Source organism: Cystobacter fuscus (genome assembly GCF_044360685.1).
GTDB lineage: Bacteria > Myxococcota > Myxococcia > Myxococcales > Myxococcaceae > Cystobacter > Cystobacter fuscus_C.
Genome location: NZ_CP043491.1, coordinates 699,139 through 722,209, shown reverse-complemented (window position 1 = coordinate 722,209; position 23,071 = coordinate 699,139). Strand labels below are relative to the sequence as shown.

18 protein-coding genes are annotated in these 23,071 nt (G+C 70.3%); 8 read left to right on the top strand and 10 right to left on the bottom strand.

Annotated features, from left to right (window positions below; translation table 11 throughout):
• Window positions 1-19: 19 nt before the first annotated feature.
• Window positions 20-778, bottom strand: a complete 759-nt coding sequence (locus tag F0U63_RS03035; RefSeq protein ID WP_395843501.1) for a TadE family protein — start codon at window positions 776-778, stop codon at window positions 20-22.
• A gap of 165 nt (window positions 779-943) precedes the next feature.
• The gene (locus F0U63_RS03030; protein ID WP_395843499.1) at window positions 944-2,389 is read right to left on the bottom strand and encodes a sigma 54-interacting transcriptional regulator; all 1,446 of its coding nucleotides are present in this window, start codon (window positions 2,387-2,389) and stop codon (window positions 944-946) included.
• Between the two features lie 68 nt (window positions 2,390-2,457).
• Between F0U63_RS03030 and F0U63_RS03025 the strand changes: the two genes are divergently transcribed.
• From F0U63_RS03025 to F0U63_RS03010, 4 genes are all read left to right on the top strand, one after another.
• Window positions 2,458-3,489, top strand: coding sequence for a RimK family alpha-L-glutamate ligase (locus F0U63_RS03025; protein WP_395843496.1), 1,032 nt, complete (start codon window positions 2,458-2,460; stop codon window positions 3,487-3,489).
• 152 nt (window positions 3,490-3,641) lie between these two features.
• On the top strand, window positions 3,642-4,313 hold the full coding sequence (locus F0U63_RS03020) for a DsbA family protein (RefSeq protein WP_395843494.1): 672 nt from the start codon (window positions 3,642-3,644) through the stop codon (window positions 4,311-4,313).
• Window positions 4,314-4,404: 91 nt separating this feature from the next.
• On the top strand, window positions 4,405-5,502 hold the full coding sequence (locus F0U63_RS03015) for a hypothetical protein (protein ID WP_395843492.1): 1,098 nt from the start codon (window positions 4,405-4,407) through the stop codon (window positions 5,500-5,502).
• Window positions 5,503-5,667: 165 nt separating this feature from the next.
• Window positions 5,668-6,516 carry a carboxypeptidase regulatory-like domain-containing protein gene (locus F0U63_RS03010; RefSeq protein WP_395843490.1) on the top strand — a complete coding sequence of 283 codons (849 nt, stop codon included), beginning with the start codon at window positions 5,668-5,670 and terminating at the stop codon, window positions 6,514-6,516.
• Between the two features lie 10 nt (window positions 6,517-6,526).
• Here the strand turns inward: F0U63_RS03010 and F0U63_RS03005 are convergent, their stop codons facing one another.
• Both F0U63_RS03005 and F0U63_RS03000 read right to left on the bottom strand, forming a co-directional pair.
• Window positions 6,527-7,672, bottom strand: coding sequence for a tolB protein precursor protein (locus F0U63_RS03005; RefSeq protein ID WP_395843488.1), 1,146 nt, complete (start codon window positions 7,670-7,672; stop codon window positions 6,527-6,529).
• Window positions 7,673-7,681: 9 nt separating this feature from the next.
• Entirely contained in the window at window positions 7,682-9,304 is a 1,623-nt protein-coding gene (locus tag F0U63_RS03000) for an N-acetylmuramoyl-L-alanine amidase (RefSeq protein WP_395843486.1), read from the bottom strand.
• 310 nt (window positions 9,305-9,614) lie between these two features.
• Here F0U63_RS03000 and F0U63_RS02995 point away from each other — a divergent pair, with 310 nt between their 5' ends.
• A complete protein-coding gene (locus F0U63_RS02995) occupies window positions 9,615-10,349 on the top strand; it encodes a metallophosphoesterase (RefSeq protein ID WP_395843483.1) in 735 nt (244 codons plus the stop codon).
• A gap of 37 nt (window positions 10,350-10,386) precedes the next feature.
• Here the strand turns inward: F0U63_RS02995 and F0U63_RS02990 are convergent, their stop codons facing one another.
• Together F0U63_RS02990 and F0U63_RS02985 are read right to left on the bottom strand one after the other, a co-directional pair.
• Window positions 10,387-12,492: an HYR domain-containing protein gene (locus F0U63_RS02990; protein WP_395843481.1), complete on the bottom strand. Its 2,106-nt coding sequence runs from the start codon at window positions 12,490-12,492 to the stop codon at window positions 10,387-10,389.
• Between the two features lie 237 nt (window positions 12,493-12,729).
• The gene (locus tag F0U63_RS02985; protein ID WP_395843479.1) at window positions 12,730-14,661 is read right to left on the bottom strand and encodes a potassium transporter Kup; all 1,932 of its coding nucleotides are present in this window, start codon (window positions 14,659-14,661) and stop codon (window positions 12,730-12,732) included.
• Window positions 14,662-15,003: 342 nt separating this feature from the next.
• Here F0U63_RS02985 and F0U63_RS02980 point away from each other — a divergent pair, with 342 nt between their 5' ends.
• Window positions 15,004-15,366 (top strand): hypothetical protein, encoded by a 363-nt coding sequence (locus tag F0U63_RS02980; RefSeq protein ID WP_395843476.1) that lies wholly within the window; start codon window positions 15,004-15,006, stop codon window positions 15,364-15,366.
• Window positions 15,367-15,410: 44 nt separating this feature from the next.
• The gene (locus F0U63_RS02975) at window positions 15,411-16,361 is read left to right on the top strand and encodes an HPP family protein (protein ID WP_395843474.1); all 951 of its coding nucleotides are present in this window, start codon (window positions 15,411-15,413) and stop codon (window positions 16,359-16,361) included.
• Window positions 16,362-16,533: 172 nt separating this feature from the next.
• Here F0U63_RS02975 and F0U63_RS02970 read toward each other — a convergent pair whose 3' ends face one another.
• The gene (locus tag F0U63_RS02970) at window positions 16,534-17,403 is read right to left on the bottom strand and encodes a hypothetical protein (protein ID WP_395843472.1); all 870 of its coding nucleotides are present in this window, start codon (window positions 17,401-17,403) and stop codon (window positions 16,534-16,536) included.
• Window positions 17,404-17,879: 476 nt separating this feature from the next.
• Here F0U63_RS02970 and F0U63_RS02965 point away from each other — a divergent pair, with 476 nt between their 5' ends.
• On the top strand, window positions 17,880-18,470 hold the full coding sequence (locus F0U63_RS02965) for a hypothetical protein (protein ID WP_395843470.1): 591 nt from the start codon (window positions 17,880-17,882) through the stop codon (window positions 18,468-18,470).
• A 76-nt stretch (window positions 18,471-18,546) separates the two neighbouring features.
• On the opposite strand, the gene F0U63_RS02960 is transcribed toward F0U63_RS02965, so the two are convergent.
• The 3 genes from F0U63_RS02960 to mtnC form a co-directional block, all read right to left on the bottom strand.
• Entirely contained in the window at window positions 18,547-19,890 is a 1,344-nt protein-coding gene (locus F0U63_RS02960) for a nicotinate phosphoribosyltransferase (protein WP_395843468.1), read from the bottom strand.
• A 31-nt stretch (window positions 19,891-19,921) separates the two neighbouring features.
• Complete coding sequence (gene ppsA, locus F0U63_RS02955) at window positions 19,922-22,300, bottom strand: phosphoenolpyruvate synthase (protein ID WP_395843466.1); 2,379 nt, start codon at window positions 22,298-22,300, stop codon at window positions 19,922-19,924.
• Window positions 22,301-22,390: 90 nt separating this feature from the next.
• Window positions 22,391-23,068 (bottom strand): acireductone synthase, encoded by a 678-nt coding sequence (mtnC, locus tag F0U63_RS02950; protein ID WP_395843464.1) that lies wholly within the window; start codon window positions 23,066-23,068, stop codon window positions 22,391-22,393.
• Between the last annotated feature and the right edge of the window lie 3 nt (window positions 23,069-23,071).

Genomic DNA, 23,071 nt, shown 5'->3' with positions numbered 1-23,071 from the left:
CCCCGACGAGGGTAGGGGTTCACAGAACCTCCGGCGCCGGAGCGCAGTTCTGGGTCACGAAGTGCCGTTGGCGCACCGGCGTCATCATCCGCAGGCTCGCCGAGGCGTGAATGGGCATGGAGTAGAAGCCAACCGAGACGCGGCGCAGCAGCTCGGCGCGAATGGCCCCCTCGAGCGAGGTGGGGTTCTCCGCGGTCCAGTTCGCCCGCCGCACGGGGGTGAGCGGATCCTGCGCCGTGTAGTCCTGCAGGCCCCAGCGCGCCAGGGTCATGCGGCTGATGACCCAGTCGGCGAAGGGAATCTTGAGCGGGTACCAATAGACGAGCCGGATCTCCATGCGCCGGTTGGCGCCGTCCGCTTGATCGAAGTCCTGATCCTCGTTGGGGACCGACGCGACCAGGGGGCTGTCGCGGAGGATCCACACCAGGGCGCCCTCGACGGGACTGCCCCGCGCCGAGGTCCGGTAGACGTTGTCCTTGTACCTGCCAAACGCCTGGCCGAGCTTCTGGGCGGGCGAGCCACCGCCCGCCATGAAGGAGTGGTAGCTGGGCATCAGGGCGAGCACGGCCGCGTGCGTCATCGCCGTGCAGTCCCCATGCTTCACGCTCCCCGAGCGCACCGCCCGGAAGGCCGCGTACTCCGCCATGATGCGGCCCTGGAGCATCAGGAACAGCTGCAAGGTCCCCAGCATCAGGAAGACGACAAGCGGCAAGGACAGGGCTGCTTCGACGGATGCCTGCCCGGACTGTCCTCGGTTGGGGGGAACACGCGGAGTCATGGGACTCTCGTTTTCTTATAACCGATAGTTGAAATCCCATCGGTCAAGTGGACGCCTCCCCGCTTGGGCAAAGGCTCGCCCTCAACCCCTGGCGAGGACCGAGGCTCTCCCGTGCGCAAAATATTTGTAAATTCGTCCCCCGGCCCGCCCGCCGGGCCACCGGGCTCAGCGCGGCTTCATGCCCTTGGCATCGAGCTGGTACTTCTTCACCAGCCGCTCGATGGACTTGCGGTGCAGGCCGCTCTCGCGCGCCGCGCGGGACAGGTTGCCCTCGCAGCGAGAGAGGACCCGGGTGATGTACTCGCGCTCGAAGTTCTCCAGGAGCTGTTCCTTGGCGTCCTTGAAGGTGAGGTGCTCGTTGAAGGGCAGCGGCACCTCGCGGGCCTGGCCCCGCACGCGCGCGGGCAGGTGCTCGGGCAGCACCTCCTCGCCCTCGCTGAAGGCGAGCACGTGCGAGAGCACGTTCACCAGCTCGCGCACGTTGCCCGGCCAGGCGTAGGCCATGAGCAGGGCGAGGGCCTCGGGGGAGATGTGCTTGCGGCCATGGCGCGCGAGCACCTCGGGATCCGCCAGGGCACGCGAGAGGATGAGGGGAATGTCCTCGCGGCGCTCGCGCAGCGGCGGCAGTTGCAGGTGGATGACGGACAGGCGGAAGAAGAGGTCCTCGCGGAAGTGGCCCGCGGCGATCTCCTTCACCAGATCGCGGTTGGTGGCGGCGATGACGCGGCAGTCCACCGACAGCACGTCGTTGCCACCCACGCGCCGCACCTCGTGGTTCTCCAGCACGCGCAAGAGCTTGGGCTGCAGGTCCAGCCGCAGCTCCCCCAGCTCGTCGAGGAAGATGGTGCCGCCGTGGGCGCGCTCGAAGGCACCCGGCCGCTCCGTCACCGCGCCGGTGAAGGCGCCCTTCTCATGGCCGAACAGCTCGCTCTCGATGAGGTGGGGCGGAATGGCGCCACAGTCGAGCACCACCAGCGGGCCCTTGCTCCGGCTGCTGCGCTCGTGGATGGCGCGCGCCACCAGCTCCTTGCCCGTGCCCGTCTCGCCCCCGATGATGACGGAGACGTCCAGCGGGGCGATCTTCTTGATGAGCGCGAACACCTGCCGCATGTGCACGCTCTGCCCCACCAGGCCCCCGAGCTCGCCCTCGCGGTCCGGCTCGACCGTCACCTCCTCGTCGATGGGGGTGAAGGAGAGCACCGAGGAGCCCGCGCGCACCACGGCCCCCGCCGACAGGTAGGCGCGCTCCACTCGCCGCCCCTCCAGGAAGGTGCCATTGGTGGAGTTGAGGTCCACCAGGAGCCAGCCCCGCTCGGTGTTGAGGATCTCGAAGTGGTGGCGGCTGGCGGTGCGATCCTCGGCGAGCACCAGGTCATTGGTCGGGTGGGCCCCGCAGCGCAGGCGCTCCTTGTCCGACACGATCGAGCGCCCCTCGTCCGGTCCGGCCGTCACCTGCACGCGGCATTTGCGCAACTTGAGCGTGGCGCGGGGCTCCAACACGAGGATTTCCGTGCCGGCGCCGGCGCCCGCCTCCGGGGCCACGACGGAGTCGAGACCGTTCTCTCCCGGATTGGTGAGGATGTCGTCCGGGTGCGGTTCGGGGGTACGCATTCTCACGTCATCATAGCAAACACCACCGGCGCGGCCCGCCCACGTCCGTGGTAGGGTCCCGCGCCCCCATGCCCGCCAAGAAGGTCTCGTCCAAGAAGGCGTCCGTCCAGGCGCGCGCCAAGGCGCCCCCGCGCACCGTGGAGCCCCGGCCCTCCTCCGGTGCGGCCTCCCCCCCCCGCCTGACCCGGTCGAAGCGGACCGTGGTCATCCTCTCGCGCAAGCGCTCGCTCTACTCCACCCGTCGGCTCGTGGAGGCCATCCGCCAGCGCGGGCATCGGCCGCTGGTGCTCGACACGCTGCGCTGCACCATGGTGCTCGCCCCCGGCCAGCCGCGGATGCTCTACCGGGGGGTGGACATCAAGGGCGTGGACGTGGTGATTCCGCGCATTGGCGCCTCCATCACCGGCTATGGCCTAGCCGTGGTGGCGCACTTCGAGATGATGGGGGTGCCGGTGCTCAACAGCGCCCTGGCCATCTCCCAGAGCCGCGACAAGCTCCGGGCGCTCCAGTTGCTGTGCCGCGCGGGTCTGGACGCGCCGCGCACGGTGATGGCGCATGACCGCAGCAACATGCGCAAGCTGGTGGAGGAGGTGGGAGGGCTGCCCGTCATCATCAAGCTCTTGCGCGGCACGCAGGGCGTGGGGGTGATGATCGCCCACACGCTCCAGGAGGTGCAGACCATCGGCAGCACCTTCTGGGACCTGGGGCAGGAGGTGGTGCTCCAGGAGTTCGTCGCGGAGAGCAAGGGCCGGGACGTGCGCGCCCTGGTGGTGGGCAACCAGGTGGTGGGTGCCATGCGCAGGCGGGCCAAGCAGGGCGAGTTCCGCTCCAACATCCACCGGGGCGGCGAGGGCAGTCCGGTGGAGCTGTCCGCCACCTATGTCGAGGTGGCCGTGCGGGCCGCGCGCCTGCTCGGGCTGGAGATCGCCGGGGTGGACATGCTGGAGGGCCACAACGGGCCGCGGCTCATGGAGCTCAACTCCAGTCCGGGCTTCGAGGGCCTGGAGCAGGCGACGGGGCAGGACATCGCCGGGGAGATGATCGACCACGCGCTCGCCCTGGTCGAGGCGCGCGCGGCCGCCACCCGTCCGACGTTGTAGGACAGGGCGCGGAGCGAAGTTGGCAAGGACTTCCAGGGCAGGCGGGCGGACGAGCCCCATGCCTGGCCCTCCTGGGAATGGCCTGGGCGGCGATGGGTTGCGGGGGGAGTGACAACGAGAGCGGGGCCTTCGTAATCTGTGCGCGCTCGCACATGAAGCCCTCCTCCAAACCACTGCAGATCACCGTCTACCAGGATGTGTTGTGCGCCTGGTGCTATCTGGCCGACCTGCGGCTGGAGACCCTCAAGCATGAGTTCGGAGACATCGTCCGCTGGCGCGTGCGCCCCTATCCCCTGCGCGTCCACGACAAGCGGCCCACGGAGAAGGAGCTGCGGGGACTGACGCAGGAAATCACCCTGGCGCAGAAGGAGCCGGAGCCCACGGCGCGGCTGTTGTCGACGGAGCTGTGGCGGGGAGGAGATCCACCGCGCTCGAGCATCCCGGCGCTCGCGGCGCTGGAGGCGGCGCACCTGCAGGGCCCCGCGGCGCGCGCGCACCTCGCGCGGGCCATGCAGAAGACGGCGCTGGAGCAGGGCGTCAACGTGACGCGCACGGATGTCATCTTCGAGCTGGCCAGCCGCGTGGGTCTGGACATGAGCCCCTTCTCGGTGGCGTACCACTCGGCCGACACGCGCAAGCTCATCCTCGACGAGCACCAGCTCGCGGCGAGCCGGGGCGTGCGCGGGGTGCCCACGCTCGTCATCGCCGGCAGGTGGATGGTGTGCGGCCTGCGCGAGGTGAGCGAGTACCGCGAGTACATCCTCGGCTGCTTGAGCAAGCTGTACACGCCCCGCGCCGGCTCGGCCGAGCGCGTGGTCCATTGAGGGTTGAATTTTCATCTCTCCGGGCCGTCCAGGCGTGTCGTCGTGCAGCACTGCGCGGGTAGGCCCACCGCCCCGGGCCTGGAGAACCTCAATGCGTCGCCTTCTCTTCCTCAGCGTGTCGGCTGCCCTGGTGATGGGCTCCGGCTGTGTCGCCCACTACCATCGGCCCGCGACGTACCGCGTGTACGAGTACCATTACGCGGGCGCCCACCCGGACGTGTACGGAGGGTGGTGCACCGAGGACTACGATCACGTCCACGACTACGCGCCCTCGGACGTCAACGCCTACACCTACTCGAATCAGGTGTACGTCTACCGGGGCCCGCGCCAGGTCTGGTACTTCGACTACCACCCGGGTCCGAACGGGGACACCTGCTACCTGCACGGCCGGCACCACCACGACTACTTCCCGCGCACCTACTCGGGCAGCACGTACAACTGGGACCGGGGCCGCTCGGTGTACGTCTACAACAACTACCGCCCACCCCCGCCGCGCCACTCCTCCGGGGGGTGGGACCGGGACAGGGACAACGGCCACGACGCCTCGCCCGCGCGTCCGCCCCGGGGTGGAGGCTACTACCCGACTCCATCGCCCTCCTCGCCGCGTCCGCGTGACGATGACTGGGGCTCGTCGGGCAACCGGCCGCCTCCGGGCACCAGTCACGGCTCGAGGCCTCCCCGGGGAGACTCGGGAGGATGGGGCAACCCGCCGCCTCCGCCCGCCTCGGGTGGAGGCCAGGACCGGCCGCCTCCGGGAACGAGCACCGGCTCCCAGCCTCCGGGTGGCGGCTGGGGCCAGCCCAATCCATCTCCGGGCAATCCGAACACGAATCCTCCCGCGCCCCGCGACAACACCGGCCCGGGGCGCCCCTCGAGGGATCGGGATGATCCGCCTTCCCGCGGCGGGGGTTGGGGCCGCAGCGGGGGTGACAGCTCACCGCCTCCCTCGCGCGGCGGGGACAATGGGGGCGGCAACGGTGGCGGCTGGGGCCGCGGTGGCAACAGCGGCAGCGGCGACAACGGCGGTGGCCGGGGCAACAGTGGCGGCAACGGGGGCGGCTGGGGCCGGGGCGGCAACAGCGACAGCGGCGGTGGCCGGGGCAACGGCGGAGACAGCGGCGGTGGCCGGGGCAACGGCGGAGACAACGGCGGTGGCCGGGGCAATGGCGGAGGCTGGGGCCGCCGCTGACCGGGGGTAACGACCCTCGCCGGGCTTCCAGGGGCCGCTCCCTTCCTCTCTGGAGGACGGGGGGCGGCCCTTCTTCATGTCCCGATGTTCGTTCTCCGCCCAACGCCCAGGACCCGGGGGGTGGATTGCCAACAGGCCGGAGCGTGGAGAACTTGGCGTCCAGTCATGAAGCATTCGAATGTCCTCCTTTGCTGCGCTCTGGTGGGTCTGCTCCCCACCGCCTGTTCATCCGGTGGCGCTCCGGATCCCGGCGATCGCAGTACCCAGGTGGATCTCGATCACCTGACCATCGCCGTGTCCGGCCGCGCCGAGCTGCTTCCCGAGGCCGCGCGTCTGCTCGACGCCCAGGGGCAAGGGCTGCCCGCGCTCGACGGGCTCACCGTCATCCTCGAGGAACCCTGGGGCATGGGGGTGAATGACGAGCACGCCGTCCTGGGCGAGGGACTCCTCGGCGAGGACCATGCCTTCTCCGTGCCCGACGTGCGCGTGCGCGACATCCACCTGAGCCTCGCGGCGCGCCTGGAACACCCGGGACTCGTGCGCAGCTCCACCGTCATCTTCGACACCTCGCTCACGCGCACGCGGCCGAGCACCGACATCTCCGGCACGCGCGCCTGGGCCCTGCCCGAGGCCTTCGAGCAGGCCCTGACACGATCCATCGGCGAGGCGGCCATCCGCGGCCACAGCGATCAGCGCGCGGGCACCCTGCGCGACGCGGGCTTCGTGCTCGGCCGCGTCGTGGATGCCTCCGGCGCGCCGCTCGCGGGGGCCGTCGTGGTGCCCGACCGCGAGGAGCTCGCCTCGCGCATCTACTACCCCTCGCCGGACTTCCAGGGCGCCCCCCAGGACGGCACGAGCGCCACGGGCCTCTTCGTCTACGTGCACCCGGGCACCGCGCCGGAGAGCTTCCTGCTGTCGGTGAAGGGGAGCGAGGAATACGGGCCCCGCAACGTGGCGGTCACGCCCGGCACGGCCCTCGTGCTCACGCTCTCGCCGGGCAACGACGCACGCTGAGCCGCCCGCGTCAGGGGCCGCCCGCCTCCGGTGACAGCGGCTTGCGGGGAATGAACCAGCGCGGCAGCCAATCCGCGCCCCGGGACGTCGTCAACCGGGTCTGCCCGCTTCCGTCCGCCCGCATCAGGAACAGCTCCACGTCTCCGGTGCGGTCCGAGGCGAACACCAGGTGCTTGCCCCCCGGGCTCCACGCCGGTTGATCCTCCACCGCCTGGCCTCGCGTCAGCGCCACCGGCTCGCCGCCCGCCACGTCCACCACCCAGATGCGCGCCTTTGTCGCCTTCGGCTCCTTCGTGTCCTTCGCGGCCGCGACGAACGCCAGTCTGCGCCCATCCGGACTCCACGCGGGCTCGCGCTCCTCGCCCACCGTGGCGCCGCCCGACACCGGGCGCACCTCCGTCCCGTCCGGCTTCATCACATACAACCGCGTGCGCCCCTCCCGGTCGCTCAGGAAGGAAATCCACTGCCCATCCGGACTCCAGCGCGGCGCCAGGTCCTCCCGGTGGAAGTGGGTGAGCCGGTGCACGTCCGTCCCGTCCGACTTCATCACGTAGAGCTCCGGGTCCCCCTCGCGGCTGGACACGAACACCACCCGGGAGCCATCCGGAGACACGCTCGGCTCGAAGTTGCCCTCGCGCGCCGTGGCCAGCCCCCGCACCTCCGCGTCCGCACGCGGCGCCTGCCGCACCACATCGCTGAAGCCCTGTGCATCCGACTCGGCCACCAGCCAGCTTCCGTCCGGCGCCCAGCTCGGGTTGCGTGCCCGCCCGCGGGGCTCCGTCACCTTCACGCGCGGGCCTCCGTCCAACGGCACGAGCCAGAGCTGCTCCAGGTGCAGCCCCCGCACCTCCGCCGCGGACACCACCAACATCGCCGCGCCATCCGGAGACGGCGCGGCGGGGTACTCGTCCTCGGGAGCATGCGTGAGCTGGGACTCCTCGCCCGTGGGCCGCACCAGCCACACGTCGCGCTGGGGCGCTCGCTCGGACACGAAGGCGATGACGCCCGGCAGGGCCCGCCGCTCTTCCAGGGACAGGGGCGCGGACGCATCCCCGCCACACTTCCCCGCCCCACACCCGGCCAGGGCCAGGGCGAGCACGGCCAGCCGCCGCGCTCCCCCCCCTCCCCTCCTCATCACCCGCTCACGCGTCCTCACGTTCCACGCCTATTGCACGCGGATGGCGTCCGCGATGACCACATAGCCATCGCTGGTCCAGCGGCTGAGCTGCACCTTGTTCCACCCGGCCGGGAAGCTCCAGGTGCCCAGCGTGTTCCAGGTCCCCCCGCCCGTCTGCTGGTTCTTGTTCACCGTGGCCACCGTGCTGCCCGCGTAGACGATGAAGGGCGCCGAGGGCGAGCGGTTGGTGCCCGCCGTCCACCAGGCGGAGATCGTCCGGGTGCCCGCCGCGGGCAGGTAGAAGTAGAAGGTCGCCGGGTCCGACACGGCCGCCGTGTTGGCGTAGTAGTAGCCCGAGCCGTAGAACCCCGCCGTCGAGGACGTGGACACCCAGTTGGACGACACCTCGATGTAGCCCTTGTTGACGGTGTCGTTGTTGGCGTTGTTGCTGTCGACGATGATGGCCGTGGTGCTCCCACCGTCCGTGCCGCCGCAGTAGGTCTTCACCTTGCTGAGGTACGTGCTCCACGGCCAGTTGGGGCCCGGGTCCGTGCGGCTGGCCGGCTGGAGCTTGCCGTGGGCCACGATGTGGTAGCTGTCGATGGGGATGGCCTGGCCCTTGGAGATGTCGCACGAGAGCTTCGCCGACGCGTCGATCTGACCCGCCGGGAAGGAGCTCTGGCCGGCCGAGCCGCCGTGCTCGATGCCCACCGAGAAGTGGTTCACCGACACGCCACTCAGCGAACCCATCGTGCCCCCGTTGAGGCTCGGATCGTAGGACGCGCCCACGTGCCAGCCCCGGTCCGACTCGCGCACCAGCTGGGAGATCTCGCCGCCGTCCTCCCTCACCACGTAGTGCGCGCTCACCCCGGAGGCCGAGCTCGTCAGCCAGCTCCAGCAGCTCGAGTAGGTGCCCTCGCACGTGTGGATGACGATCATCTGCACGTCACCCTGGCTGCCCGTGGGACGAGAGTTGTAGTTGGGCGAGGGACGCCAGACGGCCGCGGCGTAGTCCGGACCCGCCAGCATCGCGCGCACGCTCGGCGAGGCGAACCGGGCCGCCACCTCGCTCGGCATCAGCGACACCGCCACCCGGCCCTCCGGCGTCTGCGCCACCACGCCCTTGCGCATCACCCCGTACACGTCCCGGTGCACGTACTCCGCCTGCGCCTCCGGATTCGTGATTCCACTCAGCTTCACCACCACCGGAGCCCACGCCCCCACGTCGCTCCGGTCCAGTCCCGCTTGTGCCGCGTAGCTCGACAGCAGCGCCGCCGCCGCCCGGATGTTCTCCTCCGGCCTGGTGCGCGCCGCCTCCTCCGTCACTCCCGCCAGCCTCGCGCCTTCCGCCAGCTTCTCGCCCCGCAGCGCCATCAGGCCGTGCGCCGCCGGCATTCCCTCGAACTCCTGCTGGGTGGAGAGCATCTCGAAGCGCGTCTCCGCGTAGGCAATGGCCTTGAGCAGATCCGCCGGGACCTGGAAGTCATTGGCCGCCCGGGCAAAGGCCTCGTTCAGCTCATAGGGCGTGCGCTGCGCCTCGCGCTGCTCCGGGGTGCGCGTGTCTTCCACGGCGGAGCCAGCAGCGGCGCCCTCCACGGTGTCTTGCGGACCACAGGCGGAAAGGCACAACGCGGCGACAGCGGCCACCATCGGGGGACGGAAAGGACGCATGGGCAATCTCCTTCGAGCAAGGGGGGGGGAGGCGGCTAAAATGCTCTTTCCCTTTCCTCATGGGAAGTCTGTTTTTTCTCAAAACCTGAGTTTCGAGAAAAAAACCGTTTTTTTCGCACCGCGTCCAACGCCTCGCTCCGACGCGGAGTCCGTCCTGGCTGAGACTGTCATTCATGGTGATGGGCGCGCGCCCCGCGCAACGCCATGCGGCGAAACGTCCGCGAGCCCGCACCCCATTCGTCCCGAGGGCAAACAGATGGGGGACGTCGAGGACGACGCGGGTAGCGGCTTTGGGTTAGGAGAAGACACCATGCGTCTCTTCGCCATCGGCGACACCCACCTGCCCTCCACCCGCAACAAGGACATGCACCGCTTCGGGTGGACGGATCACCCCCTGCCCCTGCAACGCGCCTGGGACGAGAAGGTCCGGCCCGAGGACGTGGTGCTCGTGGTGGGCGACATCTCGTGGGCCACGCGCGCCAACGAGGTGCTGGAGGATTTGAAGTGGCTGGACGAGCGGCCGGGACGCAAGGTGCTGGTGCGCGGCAACCACGACTACTGGTGGGGCGACTCGGCGGCGAAGCTGCGCCGGCTGCTCGAGCCCTACAAGACGGTGGAGGGCTTCCTCCACAACAGCTCGGTGGTCATCGGCCGGTGGGTGATCGCCGGCACGCGGCTGTGGACCGCGCCCGAGGCCCCGCCCATGCCCGGCGGGGAGATGGGCGATGAGTCCGGGGACGCGGGCTACGTGGAGCGCGAGACGCGCCGGCTGATGACGTCCATCGCGGAGGCGGAGAAGAAGGAGAAAGAGAGCCCCACGCCCCTCACGCGCGTGGTGGCCGTGCACTTCCCGCCCATCTACGCCAACGAGAAGCCCACGGCGTTCCTCGGGCCCATCGAGGCGTACAAGCCCAAGGTGTGCGTCTACGGGCACCTGCACGCCGGGGGCATCCCCGCGGGCTTCACCGGGGAGAAGGCCGGCATCCGCTACGTGCTGGCCTCGTGCGACGCGGCGGGCTTCTCGCCCCTGCTGCTGGACGAGTAGCCCGCCCCGCCTTTGGTGGAGCCAGGCATGGCCCCCTTCAGCGGGCCCGGGAGACCAGGGGCTTCCACGAGGGCGCGCCGCCCTCGCTCCGGCACGTGCGCCACTGCTCGCCGCTGTCCTGCACGGGCGCCCCGCCGCGCTCCAGCGGCACGCCCACCGGGCACAGCCCCCGGGTGACATTGCCCGCCGCGTCCCGCACCTCGAAGTGCAGCGAGTACACGCGGCCATCCCCTTGCGCCTCGAGGTCCACGCGCACCTTCACCGTCGTGGCGTCCACGAAGACGACGTCCGGCTCGCTCCCCTTGGGCTCGTCCGAGGACACGCAGGTGATGCCGCCCGTGGCCCCCGTCTGCGTGAGCCCACCGCTGCACCGGTCGTACACCGTGAGGCAGTCCTCCAGGCGCAGCGTGCGGTACTTCTGATCCACCGGCCACAGGGGCTCGGGCGGCGTCACGTCCACCGTGGGCGGCGTCTGGTCCACCACCTGGATGGTGGAGGTGCACGACGCCTCGTTGCCCGAGCTGTCCCGCGCCGTGTAGCGCACGGTGCTCACGCCGAGCGGGTAGAAGTCCGCCTCGGGGCCGGACAGCGCGGCCTCGGTGCAGGAGTCCGTGGCGTGGGCCGCGCCGGGCGTCACCCAGGCGGAGTTGCGGCCGGTGCACTCGGCGGTGATGGGCGCGGGGCACGCCACCGAGGGCGGCCGCGAGTCCACCACCGTGACCTTGGGCGCGCACGTGGCGGTGTTGCCGGCCGCGTCCGTCGCCGTGTAGACGAGCTCATGCGTGCCCAGCGGCAGAGTGCCCCCCTCGGGACGCGTCACCTGGGCCACGGCGCAGTTGTCCGTGGCGGCCACCTCGGGCGGCGTCACGGGCGCGCTGCCTTCCGCCGAGCACTCCACCGTGAAGTCCGCGGGGCACGCGAACCGGGGCGCCTCGCAGTCGCGCACCGTCACGTTGGACCAGCACGAGTCGATCTTCCGCCCATCCGACGCGGTGACGCACAGGCCATGCGTGCCCGGAGCATAGGGGCCCAGCGGATGCGTGTCCCATGAGATCTCGTCCCCGTCCGCATCCGTGGCGGTGGCCAGGCCCGTGGGGCTCGTGGCGACACACAGCCCCGGGTCCGTGCACACCGTGGCATCGCGGCAGGTGACCTCGGGCGCGTGGTTCTCGTTCTGGCACGAGGCGCCACACCCGTCGCCGTCCACCGTGTTGCCGTCATCGCACGCCTCGCCGGGATCCACCCGGCCATTGCCGCACACCTGGCAGTCCGGGTCCGCGCCATCCACCGCGCCATCCCCGTCGTTGTCGCGCCCGTCCGCGCAGTCCTCGGCGGTGAGGACGATGGCCGAGCCCCCGAGCATCACCGGCTGACCCTTGTCCGGATGGTAGACCTCGTCGTTGACGGCGAGCACGCGCAGGCCCGAGTAGCCACTCGGCCCGGTGAAGACGTTGTGGAAGGACTTGTGGCTGAGCTCCGCGCTCGTCAGCGCGGGCGCGAAGGCGGTCAGTTCCTGGGTCGGCTGGGCGACGTCGAACTCGGTGTCGCGGGTGGTGAGCGGCAGCGGGAGGAAGCCCCAGCCTCCGGTGACACCCGCCTGGGTGAGCGCGATGAGCGAGCCGCCCCGCTCGTTGACGAAGCGCGCCAGGTCCGGCTGGCGCTCGTTGAGGGCGCCGATCTGCTTGGCGGTGAGTCCCCCGTGAGTGTGCTGCTGGGCCGACGGCAGGTAGACGAAGGCGTAGAGGGTGAAGTCCACGCGCGAGATGTCCTCGGTGGAGCGCACGTGGGTGACGGCGGCGCCCGGGCCGCCCTGGGCCGGAGCATTCCAGCTGTCGAAGGCCGTCAGGGCCTGCTCGCCGTTCACGCCGATGGCGAGGATGCCCTGGCCCCCCGTGCGCGAGCGGGAGATGGCCTCGCGGAAGAGCGAGGGGAAGAGCCCGCCACACAGCGAGCCCTCGCAGTGCCACAGGTCATCGGCGTCATCGCCGGTGACCACGACGAAGCCCCCCAACGCGGGCGTCTTGCCGGGCGGGGTGGGCGTGGGCCGGGGCGTGGAGGGGTTGCCGGTGGACGGCAGACCGCCCGGCGGAGTGTGGCCACTCCGGGGCGGCACGAGCGGCTCGTCCTCCCAACTGTAACTCACACACGCCGTCCCCAGGGACAGCCAGGACAGCAGGCACAACGACAGACCGAGACGGACACACGCACCGGGTGGGCGGTGAGGAGAGAGCGGGGGGGGCATGGGGCACATCAGTAAGTCCACCCGGGCCCGACCGACGAGCGCATGGGCGGCCGAAGCCCTCCCAGGCCCGCACGGGCTGTTCAGCCGTGGACGAACCAGCGGCACCGCCGTCCGCTGGTGATATGTCGCCGCGCCCCGCTACAGCTCCACCTGCGCGCCCAGCTCCACCACGCGGTTGGGGGGGATGCGGAAGTAGGACGTCGCGCTGCGCGCGTTGCGGCTCATCCACGCGAACAGCGCCTCGCGCCACATGGCCATGCCGGGCTTCTTGCTCGGAATGAGCGTCTCGCGGCCGAGGAAGAAGGACGTGCCCATGAGGTTGAACTGCAACCCCTTCTCGCGCGCGCGCTTGAGGATCTCCGGGATGCTCGGGTTCTCCATGAAGCCGTGGCGCGAAATCACCCGCACGAACCCCGCCTCCAGGCGGATGACCTCCACGCGCTCCTCCCCGGGCACGTGCGGCACGTCCTCGGAGGCGATGGTCAAGAGCATCACCTGCTCGTGCAGCACCTTGTTGTGCTTGAGGTTGTGCAGGAGCGCGGGCGGCGTGCCCTCGGGGTTGCCCGTCATGAAGATGGCCGTGCCCGACACGCGCACGGGCGGGTGGTCGCCGAAGCTCTCCAGCAGCTGGGTGAGCGGGATGCTGCTCGAGCGCAGCCGCTGGGCCAGGATGTCGCGCCCCCGCTTCCACGTCGTCATCAGCGTGAACACCACCAGGGCGAGCAGCAGCGGGAACCAGCCGCCCGCGGCGATCTTCACCGCGTTGGCGCTGAAGAAGGACAAGTCCATGATGGCGAAGATGCTCGCCACCGGCAGCGCCACCGCGCGCGACACGTTCCAGCGCTCGCGCGCCACCACGTACGCGAGCACCGTGGTGATGCTCATGGCCGTGGACACCGCGATGCCGTAGGCCGCCGCCAGGTTCGTGGAGGACTTGAAGCCGAGCACCGTCAGGATGACGCCCACGAGCAGCGCCAGGTTGATGCCCGGCAGGTAGATCTGCCCCCGCTCCTCCGCGGACGTGTGCACCACCTCCAGGCGCGGCGTGTAGCCGAGCTGGATGGCCTGCTGGGTGATGGAGAACGCCCCGGAGATGAGCGCCTGGGCGGCGATCACCGCCGCGCCCGTGGACAGGGCCACCAGCGGGTAGAGCGCCCAGTCCGGCGCCAGGAGGAAGAAGGGGCTGCGCGCGGCGCTGGGATCGCGCAGGAGCAGCGCGCCCTGCCCCATGTAGTTGAGCATCAGCGACGGGAGCACCACCCCGAACCAGGCCAACTTGATGGGCTTGGCGCCGAAGTGGCCCATGTCCGCGTAGAGCGCCTCGCCACCCGTCACCACCAGGAACACCCCGCCGAGCGCCAGGAAGCCGTGCCCCTTGTTCGCCACGAAGAAGTGCACCCCATTCAGGGGCGACAGCGCCCCCAACACGGCCGGGTACGTCACCATCCCATGCACGCCCAGCGCCGCCAGCGACAGGAACCACAGGAGCATGAAGGGCCCGAAGATGGCGCCAATGCCGGCCGTGCCATGCCGCTGGATGAGGAACAGGCCCACCAGGACGAGGATCGTCAGGGGACGGATGTAGGCCTCGAACATGGGCGTGGCCACGCTCAGGCCCTCCACCGCGCTGAGCACGGAGATGGCCGGTGTGATGAGCCCATCTCCATAGAGGAGCGCGGCGCCGAACAGGCCGAAGGTGATGACCACCGGCCGCACCTTCACCTCCTCGCCCCGCTTGCGCTGCATCGCCAGCGCCATGAGCGCCAGGATGCCGCCCTCGCCCCGGTTGTCCGCCCTCATCACGAACACCAGGTACTTCACCGACACCACCATGATGAGCGCCCAGAAGATGAGCGACAGCACCCCGAGCACGTTGTCATGCGTCGGCGCCACGCCGTGCTCACCCGTGAAGCACTCGCGCAGCGCGTAGAGCGGGCTCGTCCCGATGTCTCCGTAGACGATGCCCAACGCCGCCATCGCCAGCGCGGCGATCCGTTTGTTGGAGTCCGGAGCACCCGGAACGGAGGGCACGGAGGGCACGGAGGACAAGGAGGGAGGTGATGCACTCATGGGCGCTCCTCCTAGCCCAACCCCAGCCCGGGAACAGCAGTTTGCCACCCGTCCGTCACCTGAAATTCCAGGAAAACTGGAATACATCCCCCATTTTGTCACTCCGAGTCCGTTCCAGCATCACTCCACGGAACAAACGGGCGGTGCGCGGTCCAGAACGACCCGGTCACGGCCCCAGGCTCGCGGCGCGCCCCCCCCAGCCCCGGGTGCAGGCGCCGGGTGGGTCCTGCTCCTCTGGTTGAAGGGTGGACGTCGTCCCTCCCGCCCGGCCAATGGCAGACGAATCCGTGCACGCCATCTTGTCCACCGACTCACAGGGGGAGACGGGGAATGGGGGGAAGCGTGAAAGCAGGGCACGGAGACGTCCTTCTGCTGGGCCTGTGCTGTGCGCTCACCGCGGGCCCCGTCCAGGCTTTCGATGAAGCGGCGGCGGCGAGGACCTTGGAGGTCGCCCGGCGGAAGCTCGCGCGGACGGCGGAGGAGGTCCCCGTCGGGCAGTACCCCGCTGGCGCTCCCGTGACCGATGACCTCGGGCAGCTCACCCTCAAGAGCACCACCGCGGGCGAGTTCCAGCTCACGGGCCATACCCTGGGACTCGCTCCGGGGCGCGCCCGGCGGAGGAGGAGGCGAGAAGTCCCTCGTCATCCCGGGAGTCCGGCGGAGGAAGGGACGGAAGCGGATTGCCCCTTGCCTCGGGCACCCTGAACTTCGTGAGAGAGGACAGCGGCTCACCGCTGAAGGAGGGCACCATGGCATCCCAACATCCGGAAACACCCGGGTCCGGCACGGCCCGGCTGGAGTCCACCCAAGCCGGGAAGCATGCCAGCGTCCCCCTGACGTCGCGGCTGTGTGTACGCGACGTGATGAGCCAGAAGGTGTCCACCCTTCACGCGAGCGAGGCCTTGCCCCTGGAGGGGCTGCTCAAGAAGTTCCGCCATGTCCGGCACCTTCCCGTCATCGGAGCGAACAGCCGCCTCGTCGGCATGGTGACGCGGATGGACGTGCTCGAGGAGGCGCTCCTGCTCGGCAGGGAGCGCTGGGTGCGCGTGAGGGATCTGCTGTCCTGCCCCGTGGTGAGCATCTCCGAGAACGAGAGCCTTCCCGAGGCCGCGCGGGCGATGCGCAAGGCGCAGGTCCACTCGCTCCCGGTGGTCGATGCGAGCAAGCGCATGGTGGGCATCCTGAGCGATGGAGATCTGCTCTCCGCCATGGCGGGCGAGCACCTGTCCGCACCTGGCGACCCGTGGGAGCTGCCCGTCGACCTGCTGATGACGCACGAGCCGTTGGCGCTCGGACCGGACGCGACGCTGGGGGAGGCGGCCGGGGTGCTCATCGACGCGGACGTACGGCACCTGCCGGTGGTGGATGATGACGAGCGGCTGGTGGGCATCCTCTCCGAGCGCGACCTGCGCGAGCGGCTGGGAGGGAGCGCTCGGGAGTGGCCCCAGGCCGCCCGCCAGGCGTTGGAGGTACGGCTGGGCGAGGCGATGACGCCCGATCCGATCTCCCTGCGCTCCGGGGCCTCGGTCGCCCAAGCCCTGGAGATCTTCACCGACGAGCGGGTGGGAGCGATTCCGGTGGTGGACGAGGACGAGCGGCTGCTGGGAATCCTCTCGTACATCGACCTGCTGCGCTGGCTGCGCGAGCGGCAAGGTGAGACACGGGAGCGGGAAGGCGGCCCGCCCCCGCCATCCCAATAGACATACGAGAAGGAGGGGAACGACATCGGGCATACGGCAAGCTATGCACCCGCCTCGAAGACCCGGGAGTGGAGGCCCGTCCGGCGCGTCCTCCGACGGACGCTCACCGCCGGGCTCATTCCTCACCAGACATCCGGCTTGGCCACCCGGGCGGGGCGGGCGTGGGAGGATTTCACTGCACGCCCGTCAGCCGGTAATACGCATGGGGACGGTGCCTGCGGATGAACGTCCGCGCGAGCGGGGCCATCTCCCACTTGATGGGGACGGGGTCCACGACGAATCCCATGTCATCCTTGAACTGGCTCAGCTGGGGGGACTCGCGTGAATGAAGGCCTCCCATGAACGTGTGCACGCACTGGAGCCTGCGGCAGAGCTGCGCGAACTCGAAGACCAGCCCGGTGGAGATGTTGGTCGGCAGCGCCCAGGTGGCGTAATACGCGTTGAACCCATACGCGACGCCATCCACCACATAACCATCCAGGTACCCGCCCAGCTTGCCATCGATGATGCCGGCGAGGACGCACCAATGGTTGCCTCGAAAGTATTTCTTCACCTGTTCGAGGTACCTCTCACGGGAGGGCGGTTTCTTGTGCTGGGTTCGCGAGAGCGCCTCGATGACCAGCTCATGACCTTGCTCCTCCAGGAGCGCGGGACCGGTCAACTGAACGATCCTGACGAGTCTCTGGCATTTCCTGAGCTTGTTCCTCCGGTTCGAGGAGAGGCTGTTGAGATCATAATTCGCCAGGTCCGGGATGCACACGATGGGGACGGCGCCATTCGCGGCGTCCGAGGCCTTCGGCGTCAAGGTCGCGCGGTAGCCCCAGCTCCAGGGCGTGGGCCTGGTTGCCTCCTCGGGTGTCAGACGTGCCAGCAGGTGCACGGGCTGGAAGAACCCGGGTGCTCCCGTCTGCTCCCAGTAGTGACCGCCGTGTTGGATGACGCGTGCGCCTTCCTTGCACCGGATCTCGGCGAGCTCCCGCTCGGTGAGGACCGAGAACGTCGCCACCGAAGCATCACGTACCTGCTGATTGGGGATGAGCATTCAGACCTTTCCGCCAGGGATATGGGTGTATGGTTATTCGCGGGGGAAGGTATTCATGAACCCAGACATCACGAGCAGGAAACACCAGGAGACGGTATGAAAGCATCGTAGCGGACGCGATCGCCACCACGGCCTGTGTACTTGTGGATTTCCTCCCGGGCTCCGAGGGCAGGAAAATGGCGGGTCTCGAGGGCAGCGGAGCGAGCGGGCGGTGAATCCCATCCTATTGCCTCCTCATGAGGTCATTTCTTGTCGATGATTCGACGCCCCTGCTGGTCAGCTTGCTGGTCAGCGATTGCCAGCCATTCCCGAACCCGCCCCCTCTCTTGCCCCGGCCGCGGAAACGACGACACGCGAACAGGCGGAGCCCCGCGTTCCTTCTTCCTGACCGGGAGGAACGGCGAGCCGCGCAGGTCAGCGCGCCCTACCGTTCAGGCGAGTGAAATGACTCACCCACCGCGTATGGAGGCATCATCATGAAGGCTCGGTATGGAGCACTGCTCGCCACGACCCTCTTCCTCGGGCCCCTTGCCCTTGCCCAACAGAGCCCCTCCGGCGAAGAACAACCACAACCGGGCCAGGGCTCGGGCCAGTGGCCGGGCCAGGGCTCCGGAGGAGGCTCGGGCCACTGGCCGGGCCAGGGCTCCGGAGGGGGCTCGGGAGGAGGCTCGGGCCAGTGGCCAGGTCAGGGCTCGGGAGGAGGCTCCGGAGGGGGCTCGGGCCAGTGGCCGGGTCAGGGCTCCGGAGGAGGCTCGGGCCAGTGGCCGGGTCAGGGCTCCGGAGGAGGCTCGGGAGGAGGCTCCGGCCAGTGGCCGGGTCAGGGCTCGGGAGGGGGCTCGGGCCAGTGGCCGGGTCAGGGCTCCGGAGGGGGCTCGGGCCAGTGGCCAAGTCAGGGCTCCGGAGGAGGCTCGGGAGGAGGCTGCCCGATGAGCGAACTGGCCAATGTCTCGGTCGAGCAGACCGCCGACGGCGCCGTCCTGCGACTCACGGCGAAGGATCCCAGCCAGGTGGAGCAGGTCCAGCGCATGGCGCAGATGATGGGAAACTGCACGGGGCAGCAGCCGTAGTACCCGGCACCAGGGCAGTGACGCGCACGCCAGACGGCCCGGCCATCGCCGTCTCGCCGCTGCTCTCCGGACCGCCTCAGGGAGCGTGCGACTCCTCACGAAGCTCCGCGACCACCTGCCGTCGCGCCGCGCTCAGCTCGGCGCTCACGTCCACTGGATAGGGAGGCCGCGCGGACTCCAACCGCCGCACCGCCGAGGGCAAGCGCCCCAACTCCTCCCGTGCGTGCGCCCGGATGGCCTCGAGTGGCGGCGAGACATCCGCCAGCCGCTGGCCCGCGTGCATCACCCGCCGCAGCAGCGGCCGGCCCGGCAACGCCTCGCCATGGCGGGCGAGCACGTCCCGCCGGGCCACGCCGTCCTCCTCCTCGCGAAACACCTGCTTGCGCCCAGGCAGCAGCACCTTGCCCGGCGACAGCTTGAGCCGTCCGCGGCCCGCGTACTCCACCAGCTTGTAAGCCATGTCCAGCGAGGGCGCGTCCGCGGAGACGCCCATCGCCGTGCCCACGCCGAAGGCATCGATGGGCGCGTGGTACGCGAGCAGCCGCGCCACCTCGTCCTCGTCCAGCCCGCCACTCGCGAAGATTTGAACGTGCGCCAGCCCCGCCGCATCCAGCAGCGAGCGCGCCGCGCGGGACAGGGCCACCAGGTCTCCCGAATCCAGCCGCACCGCGCGCACCTGGAAGTCCGAGCCGAGCCCCCGTGCCAGCCGCACCACCGTCCGCACGCCCTCCAGCGTGTCGTATGTGTCCACCAGGAGCGTCGTCTCCGGGAAGCGGCGGACATAGGCGCGGAAGGCGGCCAGCTCGTCGTCGTGCGCCTGGACGTAGCTGTGCGCCATGGTGCCCGCCACCGGAATGCCATAGCGCTGGCCGGCCAGCAGGTTGGACGTGGCGCTCACCCCGGCGACATGGGCGGCACGCGCCACCTCGAGGCCCGCATCCTCCCCGTGCATGCGCCGCACCCCGAAGTCCACCACGGGCCGTCCTCCCGCCGCCTCCACCACCCGGGCCGCCTTGGACGCCGCCAGCGTTTGCAGATGCATCTGGTTGATGAGGGCCGTCTCCACGAGCTGCGCCTCGGGCAGCGGAGCGATGACCTCCAGCAGGGGCTCCTCGGCGAAGAGGGGTGTCCCCTCGGGCAGCGCGTGCACGTCGCCGGTGAAGTGGAAGTGCTCCAGCCAGTCCAGCAGCCGCCGCGAGAAGCGCCCCAGTGACTCCAGCCAGGCGAGTTCCTCCGAAGAGAACCGGAGTGTCTCCAGGTACGAGAGGGCCTGCTCCAGTCCGCATGCGAGCAGGTAGTTGCGGCGCGTGGGCAACCGGCGGACGAAGAGGCTGAAGGCCGCCTCGTCGTGGAGCCCCTCCGAGAGGTAGGCATCCACCATGGTCAGCTCATAGAGATCCATGAGGAGCGCCGCCGCCATGCTCTTCCTCCCAACCCTCGCGATGCCCATGTCAGGTGAGGTGGAGCTGGCGGGTGCCGGCCCCAGCCCGCGCGGCTTCCAGCAGCAACCGGCGTTCGGCGGCGGCCACCACCCGCCGCGCATCCCCCACCGCGCCGGGGTCCACCGAGATGGAAGTGATTCCCGCCCGCACCAGGTGCTCGGCGAACTCGGGCCGGTTCGAGGGGGCCTGGCCGCACAGCGAGCACGTCACCCCCGCTTCCCGGCTGGCGCGGATGATGCGGACAATGGCATCCAGCACCGCCGCGTCTGACTCGTCGAACAGCTCCGCGCACGTCTCCGAGTCCCGGTCCACCCCGAGCATGAGCTGGGTCAGATCATTGGAACCGATCGACACCCCCGTCACCCCCAATCGGGCGTACTCGGGGATGCGGTACACCACCGAGGGCACCTCCGCCATCACCCAGCGCTCGAGCCCGCGCTGCCGCCCCAGGGGGCTCGTGTCCATCAACTCCAGACACGCCTCCAGCTCCCAGAGCGTGCGCACGAAGGGAATCATCACGTGCAGGTTGGGGGACTCCTCCCGCACCCGCGCGAGCGCCTCCAATTCCAACCGGAACACCTCCGGCTCACGCAGGTAGCGGTAGCAGCCACGAAAGCCAATCATCGGGTTGGCCTCGACGGGCTCGTACTCCGCACCGCCCTCCAGTCCCCGGAACTCGTTGGTGCGGAAGTCCGTCGTCCGGTACACCACCGGCCGCGGATGGAACGCCCGGGCGATCTCCCGGAGCGGGCCCACCATCCGCTCCACGAACTCCCGCTGGCGTCCCTCGGCGATCAGCTTGCGCGGGTGGACTCCGCCCAGCGCCTCGGTGAGGAGGAACTCCGCGCGCAAGAGCCCCACGCCGTCCACGGGCAGCGCGGCCGCCTCGCGCGCCTGTTCCGGCAGGGCCAGGTTCACGTACAGCTTCGTCGCCAGGGGCTCGGGCTCACCCGCGGCGACGACACGGGGCGCCTCGGCGGGCCATGCCGCGTCCACCCGGGGCGGGGCCACCTCCTCCACCCGGCCCTCGAGCACCTCGCCCGAGCGCCCATCCACCGTGACCTCCTCGCCGTCACGCAGCACGCGCGTGGCGGTGCGCGTGCCCACCACGCAGGGCAGGCGCAGCTCGCGGCTGACGATGGCCGCGTGGCTCGTCATGCCGCCGCTGTCGGTGATGATGGCCACGGCCCGGCGCATGGTGGCCACCCAGTCGGGCGACGTCATGGGAGCGACGAGCACCTCGCCCTTGAGCAACCGCCCCCCTTCCTCGGGGCGGCTCAGCACCCTCACCTTGCCGGTGACGCGCCCCGGCGAGGCGCCCAGCCCCGTCACGAGCGCGGCCTTCCGGGCCTCCCGCGCCGGCTCGGGCGCGCCCTGGCCCAGGGTGGTGATGGGCCGCGACTGCACCAGGAACAGCCGTCCTCCCTGCTCGGCCCACTCGATGTCCTGGGGCGAGCCATAGTGAGACTCCACGCGCGCGCCCAGGTGCGCCAGCGTCAGCACCTCCTCGTCCGCCAGCACGCGCGCGCGGGCCCGCTCCTCGCTCAGCTCCACGCGCCGGTCTCCGCCCTCGGGCGCGCGCTCCAGCAGGAAGTCCTTGTGCCCCACCCGCACCTCGCGCAGCCGCGGGCCCTGCTTGTCCACCGAGTACGTGTCCGGCTCCACCTGCCCGCCCACCACCACCTCGCCCAAGCCCCAGGCGGCCTCGATGATGAGCCGGCGCGTGTCCCCCGTGGCCGGGTCCGCGGTGAACATCACCCCCGAGCGCGCCGAGTCCACCATCTCCTGCACCACCACCGCGAGGGCGGGCAGCTCGGTGAGGCCCTGGCTCTTGCGGTAGGCCACCACCCGCTGTCCGAACGCCGAGGCCCAGCAGTCGCGCAGCCGTGCCAGCACGGCCTCGTCCCCCAGCACGTGGGTATATGACTCGTGCATGCCGGCGAACGACGTGGCGGCCGTGTCCTCGTCCGTCGCCGAGGAGCGCACGGCCACCCACCCCTCGTGGCCCAGCTGGTGGTAGGCCGCGAGCAGGGCCTCGCACAGCGCGGCGGGCAGCTCCACCTGACGCACGAACTCACGCAGTTCGGCCGAGCGCTCCGCCAGCGCCTCCGGGTCGTCCACGTCGATGTTCCGCCACAGCTCTTCCAGCCGCGAGCGGACTGGCCGCAAGGCTTGTCGGAAGGACTCGGACGTCACCACGAAGCCCCGGGGGACCGGCAGTCCCGCCTGGGTCATCTCGCCCAGGTTGGCGCCCTTGCCTCCCGCGAGCGGCACGTCCTCCCGAGAGAGAGCATCGAACCACACCACCCAGGGAGGCCGCTGCTCGCCCGCGCGCTCCCCTCGCACGTCCTGGAGAGACTCCTGCCCCAGTTCCGTCGTCGGTTCCATGCCCCACAGGGTGGGGATGGGCGCGGCGCGGAGCGACCTGTCCGAGGGCAGGCGTGAAACGAATGGCCTGCCCTCGAATGGACGGCCCGCCTAGACGGACAGCTCGTCGAAGCTGCGCGCCACCGGGTGCGGCCCCGGGTCCACGGCGGGGCCCTCGCCGCGCATGAGGCAGGCGGTGCGCAGGCCCGAGGCGGCCGCCGCGTCCAGCTCCGCCCGCACGTCCGACAGGAAGAGGATGTCCTGAGCGGGCAGCCCCAACTCCCGGACGATCTCCGCGTAGGAGGCCGCCTCCTTCTTGCCGCCGATGCCGGTGTCGAAGTAGCCGCGGAACAGGAGCGTCAGGTCCCCGAAGCGGGTGTGGCGGAAGAGCAGCATCTGCGCGTGCACCGAGCCCGAGGAGTAGACGTACAGGCGCAGTCCCCGGGCATGCCACTCGCGCAGCCGCCGGGCGGCGTCCTCATAGACGTGGCCCTGGAAGTCTCCCTGGCGGTAGCCCTCTTCCCACATGAGGCCCTGGAGCGCCTTGAGCGGCCCCACCTTCCGATCCTCCTCCATCCACCGCCGCAGCACGGCCACGAGCCGCGCGTCGTCCAGGTCGCCCCCGGCCAGCTCCCGGGCTCCGTCCAACAACCGGCGCACCTGGGGCTCGTGGCCATGGGCGCGCACGAAGTCCTCCAGGTGGCGCGCCGCGTACGGGAAGAGCACCTCGTGGACGAAGGACAGGCTCGAGGTGGTGCCCTCGATGTCGGTGACGATGGCCCGGAGCATGCG